General features: G+C 39.5%; 9 protein-coding genes. 2 read left to right on the top strand and 7 right to left on the bottom strand.

Annotation, left to right across the window (positions count from 1 at the left end; genetic code table 11):
• Nucleotides 1-92 precede the first annotated feature (92 nt).
• The gene (locus NXX38_RS25945; protein WP_258981679.1) at nucleotides 93-1,370 is read left to right on the top strand and encodes an IgA Peptidase M64; all 1,278 of its coding nucleotides are present in this window, start codon (nucleotides 93-95) and stop codon (nucleotides 1,368-1,370) included.
• Nucleotides 1,371-1,413: 43 nt separating this feature from the next.
• Nucleotides 1,414-1,953: a GNAT family N-acetyltransferase gene (locus NXX38_RS25950; protein ID WP_258981681.1), complete on the top strand. Its 540-nt coding sequence runs from the start codon at nucleotides 1,414-1,416 to the stop codon at nucleotides 1,951-1,953.
• Between the two features lie 74 nt (nucleotides 1,954-2,027).
• On the opposite strand, the gene NXX38_RS25955 is transcribed toward NXX38_RS25950, so the two are convergent.
• From NXX38_RS25955 to NXX38_RS25985, 7 genes are read right to left on the bottom strand one after another with little or no spacing between them, the layout of a single operon-like run.
• On the bottom strand, nucleotides 2,028-3,614 hold the full coding sequence (locus NXX38_RS25955) for a PKD-like family lipoprotein (RefSeq protein ID WP_258981683.1): 1,587 nt from the start codon (nucleotides 3,612-3,614) through the stop codon (nucleotides 2,028-2,030).
• 20 nt (nucleotides 3,615-3,634) lie between these two features.
• Nucleotides 3,635-4,291, bottom strand: coding sequence for a DUF4843 domain-containing protein (locus NXX38_RS25960; protein WP_195650502.1), 657 nt, complete (start codon nucleotides 4,289-4,291; stop codon nucleotides 3,635-3,637).
• A gap of 19 nt (nucleotides 4,292-4,310) precedes the next feature.
• Entirely contained in the window at nucleotides 4,311-5,771 is a 1,461-nt protein-coding gene (locus tag NXX38_RS25965) for a RagB/SusD family nutrient uptake outer membrane protein (RefSeq protein WP_195650501.1), read from the bottom strand.
• Nucleotides 5,772-5,806: 35 nt separating this feature from the next.
• The gene (locus NXX38_RS25970) at nucleotides 5,807-8,959 is read right to left on the bottom strand and encodes a SusC/RagA family TonB-linked outer membrane protein (RefSeq protein ID WP_258981686.1); all 3,153 of its coding nucleotides are present in this window, start codon (nucleotides 8,957-8,959) and stop codon (nucleotides 5,807-5,809) included.
• Nucleotides 8,960-9,008: 49 nt separating this feature from the next.
• Nucleotides 9,009-11,621 (bottom strand): zinc-dependent metalloprotease, encoded by a 2,613-nt coding sequence (locus NXX38_RS25975; protein WP_258981688.1) that lies wholly within the window; start codon nucleotides 11,619-11,621, stop codon nucleotides 9,009-9,011.
• A 19-nt stretch (nucleotides 11,622-11,640) separates the two neighbouring features.
• Entirely contained in the window at nucleotides 11,641-11,889 is a 249-nt protein-coding gene (locus NXX38_RS25980) for a hypothetical protein (protein WP_258981690.1), read from the bottom strand.
• Entirely contained in the window at nucleotides 11,864-14,215 is a 2,352-nt protein-coding gene (locus tag NXX38_RS25985; RefSeq protein WP_258981692.1) for a zinc-dependent metalloprotease, read from the bottom strand. Before NXX38_RS25985 ends, NXX38_RS25980 begins: the two co-directional genes overlap by 26 nt.
• Between the last annotated feature and the right edge of the window lie 8 nt (nucleotides 14,216-14,223).

The raw sequence follows: 14,223 nt of genomic DNA on the forward strand, positions 1-14,223 counted from the left end.
ACAAATACTATAATCTATTACTTTTATTTGCAGAAAGCGGATAAGTCAACAATAGTTCGTACCTTTGCGAAAAACATAAATATACCGTTTATATGAAACATATTTGCTGTATCATTCTGTGTTTCTGTACTTCTATAGGAAGTTATGCACAGAATTTTGCTGATTATTTTCAGAACAAAACATTGCGAGTGGATTATATCTTTACCGGGGATGCTACACAACAGGCTATTTATCTGGATGAGCTATCACAACTTCCTACTTGGGCAGGCCGTCAACATCATCTTTCGGAACTTCCTTTGGAAGGCAACGGACAAATTATAGTGAAAGACCTTGCCAGCAAACAGTGTATCTACCAAACGTCATTCTCTTCTTTGTTTCAAGAGTGGCTGTCTACAGACGAAGCCAAAGAAACAGCCAAAGGATTTGAGAATACTTTCCTTCTTCCTTATCCTAAACAGCCCGTGGAGGTAGAAGTCACTTTATATTCTCCGCGAAAAAAAAGATTGGCTACCTACAAACATATCATCCGTCCGGATGATATATTGATTCATAAACGGGGGGTATCACATGTCACTCCGCATCGGTATATGCTTCAAAGCGGTAATGAAAAAGACTGCATAGACGTTGCCATCCTTGCAGAAGGATACACAGAAAAAGAAATGGATATTTTCTATCAGGATGCACAACGCACCTGCGAAAGTTTGTTTTCGTATGAGCCGTTCCGCTCCATGAAGGGCAAATTTAATATTGTTGCCGTAGCCAGCCCTTCTATGGACAGCGGTGTCAGTGTTCCCCGCGAAAACCAATGGAAACAAACGGCAGTTCATTCTCATTTCGATACATTTTATTCGGACCGCTATCTGACTACCAGCCGGGTAAAATCTATCCACAATGCATTGGCAGGCATCCCCTACGAACATATCATAATCCTGGCTAACACGGATGTATATGGTGGAGGAGGAATATACAATTCGTATACGCTGACCACAGCCCATCACCCGATGTTCAAGCCGGTAGTAGTGCACGAATTCGGACACAGTTTCGGTGGACTGGCCGACGAATATTTCTATGATGATGATGTGATGACAGATACTTATCCGCTGGATGTCGAACCGTGGGAACAGAATATTTCAACACGGGTAAACTTCGCTTCCAAATGGAAAGATATGCTTCCGTCAGGTACTCCGATCCCTACCCCTGTTGCTGAAAAAAAGAAATATCCGGTAGGAGTATATGAAGGAGGAGGCTACTCTGCCAAAGGTATTTATCGTCCGGCTTACGACTGCCGCATGAAAACAAACGAATATCCGGAGTTTTGTCCGGTTTGTCAACGTGCCATCCGTCGAATGATTGAATTTTATGTTCCTTAATGGAATACAATTATATTATTGTCAAACTTAAAACCCAAACCTCATGATTAGACTTCAGCCAATTAGTACGTCGGATCTGCAACATTACAAATTCATGGAAGAGCTTCTAATTGACTCGTTTCCACCAGAAGAGTACCGTCAGTTGGAACAACTACGCGAGTACACTGATCGTACGGGCAACTTCTATAATAACATTATCTTTGATGATGACCTGCCAGTCGGCTTCATTACCTATTGGGATTTTGACAGTTTCTACTATGTAGAACACTTTGCAACCAATCCTGCCCTGCGAAATGGAGGCTATGGAAAACGCACGCTGGAATACTTGTGCAATTATTTGAAACGCCCGATCGTATTGGAAGTAGAACGTCCGATAGAGGAAATGGCAAAACGACGCATCAGCTTTTATCAACGTCAAGGCTTTACGCTGTGGGAAAAAGACTATTGCCAACCTCCTTACAAACCCGGAGATGATTTTCTCCCCATGTATTTAATGGTACACGGAGAATTGGATTGTGAAAAGGACTTTGAAACAATCAAGAGTAAAATTCATACGGAAGTATACGGAGTAAAAAATAGATAAAAAATAATCCCGGTAGTCGTTGGACGAACTACCGGGATTATTTTTTATCTCACTATATATAGTATAGTACTGTATTAAGTCCAGCCATTACTGTATTTGAAACGATAACGAATGTCAAATATCCGACCACTCACCTGGTAATATCTCTCCGCCTCTTCTTTATCAGGATCTCCCAAAATCGTGCCTAGTCCCTCTGTTTTCAAAGAGAGAACAAAGAATTTTCCATTAGCCAATCCGACTCCTAATTGGTTACCTTGTGAGGTTTCCGCATTCAAAGCTGTTATTTCCGCATCAAACGTCTTCATTTTGATTGGATCCTTGTCGATCGTCATACGGTCGATATAATAAAGGTCATTCCCTTTAGCTATCAATAAATAAGTTCTATTATTAATATAAGGTGCTGTATAAATTACAGCTCCCTCTAATAAATTACCGAAATGAATTGACTTGTTCACTGATGGGATAGCTGTTACTTGATTACTTGTTGAAGCCTTATTCACAGAATATTCCTGATATAAATACTCACTTCCTCTCTTCAAAATCAAAGTCATAACATAGGTACCATCTGTAAGCCCTGTAGTCCTCGGCCGGGCATAACCTAGATACACAACCTCATAATCTAACAAATCGTCCAACTTCGGTGCATCATAAAAACCATTCTTATCATAGTCTTCTTGCTTTACTGTAAATTGAAGCACTTTACCTGCAGACTGCTTGTCATAATCCATTAGAGCCAAAATACGTTGGTGCTGTCCCTTTTCACCTTCCACAAACGCCATATTCAAAGCACGCATTTCCGGTATAATCAGAAATCTATCCACTTTGACCTCTTTATTTTCGAAAGTCAATGGTGTTGACAGAAATTTGCCTGTATGAAAAGCTTTCTCCGATAACTTTTTACGCGTGTATGCTTTTCCATCCTGATCCACCACAACAGTCAACCATTTTAGTTCCGCAATCTGTTTTACTTTCAGATTATCTGTAAAACCCGGTTCCAGGAAAGCATCCGGCAAAACAAGATCTTTAGTAAAAGCAGCACCTTCCAAATCCACGCACTTGTCAGCTTTCGGATTCACAATCCATACAGAAGAAGGATTGCTACTTGAACCTCCCGAACGGAAATGCTCCAGCAGTCCCAATGTCTCCTTAGGAAGAACTTCTCGATTTTGTTCTTGATAAACGTTTAAATGTTCCTCATAAATCTGTGCGTCAGTACCCGTCGCAGTCATAAAGTTCAGATAAGAGGCTTGTTCATCTTTCGATAACACCAGCCAACCATATAAGTTGTATTTCTGCGTAAAGTCCATCGCTGTACGACCGATATATGTAAGACCGGTTTTCGGGTTAGTTACACGCAACTGACATTCTACCTGACTTGCTATTTTCTCTACGGTAAACTCCAACACCCGTTTGTCAGATATAAACTCACCGTTCAATGTCCAGTTATATTCTAATTCTGATTCTGCAATTTCTTGTGTAGCAAAAGTGATGTTCGGTTCCAATCTGGCTACATTTCCTACAACATAGGTATATTTAGCCCCTCCTAAATCAACTGTTATCTCATTTACATCCTCATAATCGTAGTTTCCTTTATCGCTATAACAGCTTCCCAAAAACACTACTAAAGACAATAACAGCAGAACATAAATATTCTTTCTCATATTCAAATTCATTTTATTCATTAATAAACCGGAATATTAATATCCAATCCGTTTTCTTCAATATATTTCTTGAAGTCTAATGCATATTTTCTAATCAAAGTCTCATCCATACCTGTCAAGTCATTGATTCCCGTACATTTGATAAACTCATCAAGTTTATAAGCATCATATGCACCCAAGTAACTTTCAACCGTACTATCCCACCATAACGGTCGGCTAGCTATATCATTAAAGTTTATCGTAATGCTTCGCTGTCCAACAAAACCCGGCTGAAAATTCTCATTTTCCTTAATGCCAAACACTAATGTCACTTCTTTATCCTTCAAAATATCATTCGGATTCTTTAAAGTCACTGTTATCTGGTCGGTAGGAGTTCCCTGATGAAAAACCGGATGAAGATTCAATTCATACATATCCGGAGTAGCAGTTGTCTTTTCCGTATCAATATATAATTCAAAAGTTTTGTCCTCTTTCAACAAGTCTCCCATCAGATTCACTTCAAATTCCAATGAATGAGTGGTAAGTCCGGGATAGTAAGAAAAAGAAAAGCTCTGTAATGCGGTTTCTTTCTGTGTAAAATAGACATATGATCCCAAATCGTATCTGCCTATCTGGTCTTTCTCACACGCAGTCAGTGTCAAGACCATTGCAGTCAAAAATAAATATATCTTTTTCATCTTCTATTTATCTATAAAATTAGTAAACCATCTCATTATCCGGCAATGGGAATATAAAATTGACCTTTGAGTTAGGAAGTATATTGTATTTCTTATAAAAATAGTACAACTGGCCCTCACCAAGAAATTCTTTACGGGCATCTTTCAAAACCGCTTTCTTATACTCCTCTAAAGTAGAAATATAAGAGAAAATTCCGGCTGTACATCCGCGTGCCTGTGCTACTGTTTCCAGTTCTGACGTTCCAGCCACCGGATCAGTTTCCGCCAAATATTCACCACGTATATAATACATTTCACTCAAACGGATGACAGGAATAATACGTTTATCGAGATCCGTGTAAGAGGCGTCATCCATATATTTCTTAGAGATCACACAATACCAGTCATAATCACTGTGAATATCCATCATACCACCAATCGCATTCCAGCGCCTGTCGTTGGCATTTTCATCCAGAATCTCCATATAATCATCATAGTCAATAGAAACCATTCCACCATCCTCATCTCTATTATCCCACGCTTTGAAAAGCTCTACTTCCTTAGAATTTGAAAGAGCAAAAATTAAATCGTCCTTCATTTTAGGATTTGTATTAAAGCTGGCATTAGCGGTAAAGGTGAACATCTTATCTCCATTATCATCCGTATAGTTAATCACTTCCGATGCTGCATCATAAGCTTTCTTCGACTCTCCTGCATAAGAGAATACGCGGGCCTGCAAAGCAGTAATAGCAATATAACTCATACGAAAACCGCGGCTGGCATAGAACATGTCAGTTACTAAATCACCGCCTTCAAAGCGATAACTTTTGGTCATTAATAACTTATAACCTTCCTGATTGTCATAGGTCTGCACTAAATTACGTGCCTCTTCCAAATCTTTTTCTATTTTAGCCAATATTTCTTTCACTGTCAGGTAGGGTTCTGATATAGAAGGGAAAGTCGCATAATAAGGAATATATTTCTTTCCATCATCTGCTGTGACGCTGGGAGCAAACAAACGAAGAACCTCAAAGTGTAACATCGCCCTTAATGCTAATGTTTCCCCATAAATCAAATCCTGCTCGAGTGTTTTACCCTGAAAAATGGATGGATCGGCATTTTCGATGTTTTTAATCAACTCATTACAGTTAGCTATTGCATTGTATGCCGTAGACCAAATACTTTGAATAACCGGTTCCAGTGTTTTATCTGTATACTTATACTGGCAGGCCTGCCAATACTTCGAGTCCGTACTTCCCAAATTAGATTTGGTATAATTCTGTCCCAATACATCAGCCATTCCCCATGTCAGCTCTTCTCCCCAAAGATACTGGCTGGACATCTGTTTGTAAATACCATTTAAAGCAATGCGGTAACCACTTCCAGAGTTAAAAAGATCTTCTCCATCAACCTGATTACTAGGACTTACATCCAACCAATCGGAACAGGAACAAAACGTCAATGACGTACATAAAACTAATATAATATTCTTAATTTTCATATACTTCCTTTTATTTAATATTTGTCACGATCAACTTAGAAACTTGCATTCACAGTAAAATTGACGCTTCTAGAGTAAGGATAACTCAAACCACGTTCTTGTTTCACTGTACAGAAACGGGCAAGGTCATTAGCACCTATTTCCAAACGAAGCATACTCAATCCCAATTTTTTGATTTGTTCTGCACCGAAAGTATAGCCTAGTGTTATTGAATTCAATGACAACAAGTTGTAGTCTTCAATAAAACGAGTCGTTGATTTAGTTATTTCAATGCTGTTCTTGCCATTATATAATGCTTTAAAACAAGCATTATCTCCCGGCTCTTTCCAACGGTCGGAAAGAACACGTTTATCTACGTTAGAGTTGTAGATATCAGCATTTTCAACCTTGGATACCAACGTTGAATTATATCGTTGACCACCATATTCGTACATGAATGTAGTGTACAGACTGAATTTCTTCCAAGAGAAGTTGAAACCGAATGTTCCCTGAATATCCGGTTCAGTATCACCGCAACTAATCATATCAGCCGAATCCCACTTAGTGGTCAACGTTCCGTCGCGTTTTTCAAAGATTTCTTTTCCTGTTGCCGGATCAATGCCATGAGACTTCACAGCGGAGATAGCCGTAGTAGAAACGCCTTCTTCGTACTTACGGAAAGGCTTCGCCGCATTGGCATCGTAGTTACCCAATTCTGCATATTTCTGATCAACCAAGTCATTATAAGCTTTCAGACTATTAGAAATCTTCACTAATTTATTTTCATTATGACCTAAGTTGGCAAATAATGAAAGCTGCATATCACGTTTACGAATGATATTGCTACGTACATTAATTTCATATCCACGGTTCTGCATCTCTCCAACATTGTCTTTATAGGAAGTAAAACCGGTAGAACTAGGAATAGTTACATCATTCACCAAGTCTACAGTACGTTTATTATAATAAGCAAACGAAACATAGAACAGGCGTTTCAACAGTCCTAACTCAAATCCTAAATCTGTCTGGTAAGTAGTTTCCCAACCCAGATTCACGTTACCCATCGCTATCATATTGGCCCCCATTCCGGTTTCATACCATTCATCACCATTAATCTCATAAACGGTTTTCGCTGCAAAAGGCTCAAAGTTTACTTTACCGGAAGAACCATAAGTTCCACGAATTTTAAATTCATCAATAAAGTTCAACTTCTTTATAAACTCATAGTTATGCAAAGCAAGTCCCAAACCAAACGACCAGAACAGGGCTGTCTTATTATCTGAACCAAATTCAGAAGAACCATCGCTACGGACAGAAGCATCAAGCAAATAAATGTTCTGGTAACTATAGTTTAAAGTAGCCAACGCACCGAACAGACGCGATTTGGTGTCGCTCCAATCCGGTTTTTCATAAATCTTTTGTGCATAGTTTGGAGAATCGAAGTCACCGGATGGGAAACCCAAATAGCGAGCCGAAGAACTTGTACCACTGGAAGAAGTCGCATTAATACCTACTGACAGATTGATATTATGTTCCTTAATAGTCCGGTTGTATGCAAGGAAAGCATTCATATCCCAAGAAAAAGAATTGCCACTGCCAGTAGTCAATTCACCGGATATTTTATTCGTGCCGCTCAATACATCTGTATTCTTTGCAGACAACGGATCAAGGAAACGACGAGATTCGGAATAACTTTTTGTTAAAGCAAACTGCCCTTTAATTTGCCAGTGATCATTAATATACCAGTTGGCAGATAAGTTATCTATGAATTCGTCCGCATTAGAACGATCATAACTTTTCAATGTAGCCTCGTATAAAGGATTGGCCAGATTATCCATACCCAAATTGTGCCATTGGGTTGTTTTTGTCAAATAGGTGCCATCGTCATCACGGAAAGTATCATACGGCAGTTTAGTTGTATAATCCGAGAAATTTCCATAAGGTGATTCTTTAGAACGTGTTGACGAATAAGAAACATAGTTGCGTACCTGCAAACGACCGATACGGTAATCTAAAGCCAAACCTCCGCCAGTACGGTCACGATAAGAGCCTCTCATCACACCATCGGATTTATTATAACTCAAATCCACAGAGAAACGCAGATTTTCCGTACCTCCAGTTAAAGACAAACTATGCTTATGATTGAATACAGAATGTACCGGTTGAGAAATCCAATCAGTATCGACACCCCGTTTTACATTTTGCAATTTACCATAGTATTCTCTGTCGAGAGTATATTGTTCGCCGGCATCTTTACCGATATAGAAACCGGACAACCGTTCAGTTTCCAGTTTTTCAGCGGCATTCATCAGGTTATAATCAGACAGGTCCGGCATTTGCAAGGTTCCGGTCATGCTATAATCAATCTGTAACTTACCCGGTTTGGGAGGAACAGTAGTGATAACGACGATACCGTTTGCTGCACGTGAACCATACATAGCTGTTGCAGCCGCATCTTTCAAAATAGTAATACTTTCGATGCGGTTCGGGTCAAGGTCATACAATTTAGTAGCCGAGACTTCAAAACCATCCATGATGAACAATGGGAGATTCGGATTATTCTGTAAGTTGGATTTAGACAACGTTTCTGAATCCAACTCTTTGATACCTATACCAGAACGACCTCGAATATACAGTTCCGGAATAGCGTTCGGGTCCGATCCCCATTGACTATTTTCCTGAATACGAAAAGATGGGTCGAATGCTTGCAAAGCAGAAAACACATTTGTCTTTGAAACCTTCAACAGATCTTCTTTCTTAATCTGCACACTGTTACCCGTAAAACTCTTTTTGTTAATATTAGAGTAACCGGTAATTACCACTTCATCAGTCATCACAGCATCTTCTTTCAGCCTAATAACACGCGCCTTATCTTTAGATGCATCATCTCCCAAACTGATTTCCTCTGTAACCATTCCTATATAGGAAACAATAATCACCGGATGTTTACGAATAGGATAAAAAAGTTTAAAGTCTCCGTTAATATCCGTAGTAGTACCAAAATCCGTACCTTTCAAGCGGATAGTCACTCCAACCAAGTGGAGCCCTTCCTGATCAACAACTTTTCCAAAAACTGCCCGGTACCCTGATGGTACTTCACTGTTTTCAACTTTTGTTTTTTGTACTTGCTGCTTGTTATCTTTCTGTTGAGCTACCACCGTAACTACCGACAAAAGATATACCAAGGAAAAAAGAAATACTTTTTTCATAATTCGTGTTGTATATTCTATTTATGCAAAATAATATATGTATGTTTATCTAAATTTTAGGAGTATCTTTCCAGGAACGCGTCATCAAGAACAGCAGATATTTATAATGGGCACGCGTCTGTTCATCCCCAGTCATTTGTTGTTTCTTGATTAGCTCCGCCAATTTCTGATAGGTGCCGTACCATAAATGGTTCTGATTATCCGTTGCTATATTGTTCATGACAGCACGAGAACCGTAACCCTGCTCCTCTATTGCGCTTTCAGCATCTTCATTTTCCTCTTCGTCCAGAGCTCCTACTTTATCCGCGTTGTCATCTGACAAATAATATTGCCCGAACCATCTCTTCTGACCATTTATATCCACACTGTTGCGCACATTCGACAAGAACTCAGCCTGCATGATACGTTCAGGCTCCGTCAACGAACGTCCCTCCATTGTCGGACGCCATACTAATTCATATAAATCATCGATATATTCTTTAGGGCTATAAGAAGACGGATCACGATAGTACGTCAACGAAACACGCTTAGTCTGATATAAGTCTGTAATCACATTCTTTTCCTTCACTACATAATTCTTCAGAATCTTACGGGCTTGTGAACCGGAAAATGAAAGTTTCTTTATGACGTCTTCATCATCAATCCATTCCAAATCCTTCAGTTGAGTAAACAGGAAATCTAAAGAGGCTCTCTGCAAATCCTTGGGTACCGCAGTAAGAGTTGCGTTAGCGTCACCAACAAAGTGCTCATTCAGATAGAATGAACCGATATTGCGATATACATTAAACAAGTATCCTCTCAATTGCTGTACGATAAACGGAAATACCATATTACGATAATCATAATTCTTATCTTCCGCATCCATCCATTCATGCATATGAGATACTATGTAACGCAAATTATTAATACCATATGTACTGGCTTTAATCGCATCATTTCCTAAATCAAAAGAAAGAGCTGACGGATCGAACGTAGTAAGCAAATACTGTTTGGTTCCGAAACGATACATCGGATCACCGCTTTTTTCACTAATCCACTGGCGTACTACCTTATTCTCTTCCTGTACTGTTTGTGCTTCTAAAATCGGTTTGTAGGCTACTTTAATAGCATAGTAGTCATACACTCCCAATTTAGGAGAAAGCATCACTCCCTTATCACCCGGTTGAGCTACATAGTTGAAACCTACTTCATCCATCACAGAGGCAGTTATTCCATATTTCTGTGTATAAGAAGCCGACCGTAATGAATCTGTCGGTATAGCAGAAGAGCCCACCATATTCTCTATCAATCCTAAAGCAAAGCCTACTTCCCGGCGAACAGCACAACGAAGCGTTTCACTCATCAAATCATCCGGCAAACGAAGATGACGTGCATCTGGATCAACTTGAGAAGTCTGTACAAAACGCTGGATATTATTCCACTTCAGCAAATCATGATAAAGGTATAGAGAGGCATTCATAATTTCCCCAGTACGAGGATCAGCAAATGATGCATCTTTCATGGTCGTTACCACTCCGGTAGGAACATAACGAATCGTACTGTACTTCAAATTATCAGGATCAAAATCAGGATCATCTTTCGGAAAGTCCTTCACTTGGATAGCATCTTTGAAACCAATAGCCTCAAAAGCTTTATTCCAATCATTTACTCCTGCTCTTACAGCCGCTCTCCAACTTACCGGAAAATTGGGATCCATATAAAAAACAATCGGCTTTTTCGGCTCTGTCAGTTCACCACGTTTGTACTTATCAACGTCCGATACCTCTAGATTCCAACGTTTCATCCGGTGTTCCATTCTGGAGCCATCAACCTCCGTACCCATATTTTCCATAGCCACAGTACCTATTCCTATCCGGGGATCAGCTAAACGCGGACGCATCTGCGGCTTTTCAGGGAGCAACAATAAAGTACGATTTACTGTCATACTTACAGGTTCATCCACACTCACAAGTTGTCCACCTACGCTTAAGTTCATTAAGTAAGTCAGTTTAGAAATAATAGACACATTATCTCCAAAAGCTTTCACTCCCATCAGATATGATAAATCATCTTTGAATTTCACAGCCTGTCTACCCGATCCATATTCCATTGTACGTTTACCGCTTGAAAAAGGATTCATGTCTTCTGTATGAGATACAAAATAGGAAGTCATATCTACCACTACAGCCGAAGAGTCTTTATTAAAAGCAGCAATAGTGAAAGCATCTACAATGGTTGATAATGAATTCTTCTTCAATCCTTCCTGCATATTCTGATTTGCCGAACTGGAGAATATCATATTCTGTCCTGTTCTGCTGACTTCCTTCATATACAAAGTACTATCTATTACCGCAAATTTAATATGACGGGGAGTATACGACATCGTTCCCGCCGGTCCATTTCCCATATCGGAGGTTTCTACTACTTTAGAACCTAAAAGAAATTCTCGTCCCATGAGTGAAACGGGGAACTCTACGAGCAGCTTTTTCTTGTCTACAAAGTGTAACGTGAGCAGACCTTTAGAAGTTTCTACCTTCTTGTCTTTAAACAGCTTTTCGTACTTACTGAGTTTTTTCTCTTTCTTTTCCGTTTTGTCTTTTTTCTTTTTCCAGAAAATCGTATTTGCGTCTGCAGCAGGCAACGTAAATACCGCAGCCAGACAAATTATCAAAAATCGTCTCATATCGTGTTTTCTTATTATTTTACCAATTACGTATATCTTCTATCTTCTCCAGCAACTGCCCATAGTGCATCCTTGTTTCATAAGAACCTGAATTCAAACGCGATTCCATTAACTTCTGAATACGAATCAACAACCCATGATACAAATGCAGCTGATTATCATTCGATAAATTGGTGATATATCCCAAAGGTCCGAATCCTCCAACTGTATTTACTTTGGGCAGAGTAGACTGTAACAGCGTTTCAACCTTCTCTTTTTTTCTTCTCACGACCTGTAGTTTCCATGTGATTAGGCAATTGCAACTTTCTCAAAATAGCGGCAACCACTTCATATTGAAGCAATATTTCTGCACGGTTCAATGATTTTCCCTTCAAAGTCGATGCCCATACACCGTTATAAATATCATTCAGGTATTCTTCAGGAGAATAACTGCTGTTATCTTTGTAATAAGCTAATGACACTCGCTTAGTAGCCACCAGAACACTTGCAAAATTCTTAATCATCTTTTGATAAACCGGAGTTTGCACTGGCATGTTACGAAGTATGGAAGAATCATCCAACCAAGTCATATTGCACAACTCATTCATTACAAAACGAGCTGCTTCACGCTGTTGTACTTTAGGTACAACAGATAGAGCCTGATTACGATCGCCTACAATATGCTCGGACAGATAGAAACCTCCTACATTTTGAAAGGCATACATCAAATATTGGTTATATTGATTAACTATCTCCGGATAAATATGAATGCGGAAATGATAGTCCGAATCTTGTTGTTCCACCCATTTATCCATATTTCCCAAGATATATTTCAGATTACTGATTCCATATTTTCCCGCTTTAACAGCATCGTTACCTAAATCACCTCCCAACGCACTCGGATCATATTCTGCATCCTGATATTGTGCTTTGCCATAGCGGTAAACCGGATCTCCCGACTTCATGGATACCCATCTCATTATCTTTTCACGAACTTCTTCCGGTGTCTTCGCATCAGGAATAAGCATATATCCCATCTGGATTGCATATAAATCATAAGCTCCCAATTTATTCTGAACGAAATTGACCTTATCATCCTGTGGCTGGGCAATATAATTGTAAGGAAGCTCATCCATTACTGAAGAAGCAATACCGTTTTGTCGGGTAAATGCAGATGCTCGCAATGATTCTACAGAAAATGCAGCCGAAGCGGAAGCATTATCAGCCAAACCTAAGCAATGACCTACTTCACGAGCTATATAAAGCCGAATGCTCTCTAATAAGACCTCTTCCGACAAGTGCAGATCACGCATACGTTTATCAGCCTGAGCTGTTTGAATAAAACGTTGATTGGCTATCGTCTTTGCTATATCATGCCCGACAAAAATGGTTCCATTAATAATTTCTCCACTACGAGGGTCCACCCAAACTTTACTCTGAGTTTTTGAGAGATTTACAGGCACATAACGGATGCAAGAATACTTCAAATTTCCAGCATAGAATGTCGTATCGTTTACAGGAAAATCCGCAGTTTGTACAGCATCTTTAAATCCAGCCATCTTGAACGCTTCATTCCACCAGTTGACGCTTTCTTTTATTGCTCTTTTCCAGGCTTCCGGAAAATCACTGTCGATATAAAATATCACAGGTTTCCGCGGAGCAACCAAATCCCCCCGACGATATGCTTCCTCATCGGCTGGCAACAGATTCCATTTATGTTGCAAATATGAAAAGGCCGTACCGTCTTTTTCCGTTGATATCTTTTGCTTTTTGGTAAATGTATACCCTAACCGGGGATCGCCCAATCGCCAGGCCATTGTCTCTTCCGGCAATAAAAGCATTGAATAAACCGCCTTCACCCGTACACTTCCTCCTCTGACTTCCTTCTTATTAGCAAGAAGAGATTGGTAAAAACTCATATCCAGATTGATCTCCAGATTATCATCAAAGACATGAAAGTTTCTGATGGAAGAGAGATTCTTTTTCAATACAGCTTTCAACTCCAATTGACCATATTTCTCATCCTTCAAAGAGGCACTGTTCTTGTCAAACAGGGGAAGACGTTTATTATCAGCTAGAAAGAGCTTGGTAACCTCGAACACCACTGCCGTGCTATCCATATTATAAGCCGCAATCTTGAATGACTCCATGTCCGGCGTTATATTACTTTTCGCTACTGCCTTACTGATATCAGACTGAGTACTATATACATCCATCCGGGAAATGGGAGTCACATTCTGCATATACACCTGATCTTCTTGTATGGCAAAACGAATATGCAGCGGAGTAGTCATAGTTTGTCCGACAAGACCACTTGTATTATCACTAGTTGCCGAAATTGAAGACCCCATCAGAAAATCACGTCCAAGCAAGCTTTTAGGAAACTCAAAATAAAGTTTATCATCAATCTTATGGATCGTTATAAGCCCTTTCTTTGTCACCACTCTTTTGTTTCTGAACAAACGTGGGTATTGAGTATTCCTTTTTTTAGGAGCAGTCTGAACCGTATCCGATTTTGCTTCTATTTGCACTTTCTCCTTTTTCTTGGCAAAAACATCAGAAGTTCCGGTAGCTAACATAAAAGCTCCGGTCAATAACACTATAAATAACTTCATCACTCAAC

It is taken from the genome of Bacteroides sp. BFG-637, from assembly GCF_024793605.1.
GTDB lineage: Bacteria > Bacteroidota > Bacteroidia > Bacteroidales > Bacteroidaceae > Bacteroides > Bacteroides vicugnae.

What these genes read in the sequence shown, in the direction of transcription:
- NXX38_RS25945 (WP_258981679.1), top strand. Translation starts at nt 93, where the DNA reads ATGAAACATATTTGCTGTATCATTCTGTGTTTCTGTACTTCTATAGGA.
- NXX38_RS25950 (WP_258981681.1), top strand. Translation starts at nt 1,414, where the DNA reads ATGATTAGACTTCAGCCAATTAGTACGTCGGATCTGCAACATTACAAA.
- NXX38_RS25955 (WP_258981683.1), bottom strand. Translation starts at nt 3,614, where the DNA reads ATGAGAAAGAATATTTATGTTCTGCTGTTATTGTCTTTAGTAGTGTTT.
- NXX38_RS25960 (WP_195650502.1), bottom strand. Translation starts at nt 4,291, where the DNA reads ATGAAAAAGATATATTTATTTTTGACTGCAATGGTCTTGACACTGACT.
- NXX38_RS25965 (WP_195650501.1), bottom strand. Translation starts at nt 5,771, where the DNA reads ATGAAAATTAAGAATATTATATTAGTTTTATGTACGTCATTGACGTTT.
- NXX38_RS25970 (WP_258981686.1), bottom strand. Translation starts at nt 8,959, where the DNA reads ATGAAAAAAGTATTTCTTTTTTCCTTGGTATATCTTTTGTCGGTAGTT.
- NXX38_RS25975 (WP_258981688.1), bottom strand. Translation starts at nt 11,621, where the DNA reads ATGAGACGATTTTTGATAATTTGTCTGGCTGCGGTATTTACGTTGCCT.
- NXX38_RS25985 (WP_258981692.1), bottom strand. Translation starts at nt 14,215, where the DNA reads ATGAAGTTATTTATAGTGTTATTGACCGGAGCTTTTATGTTAGCTACC.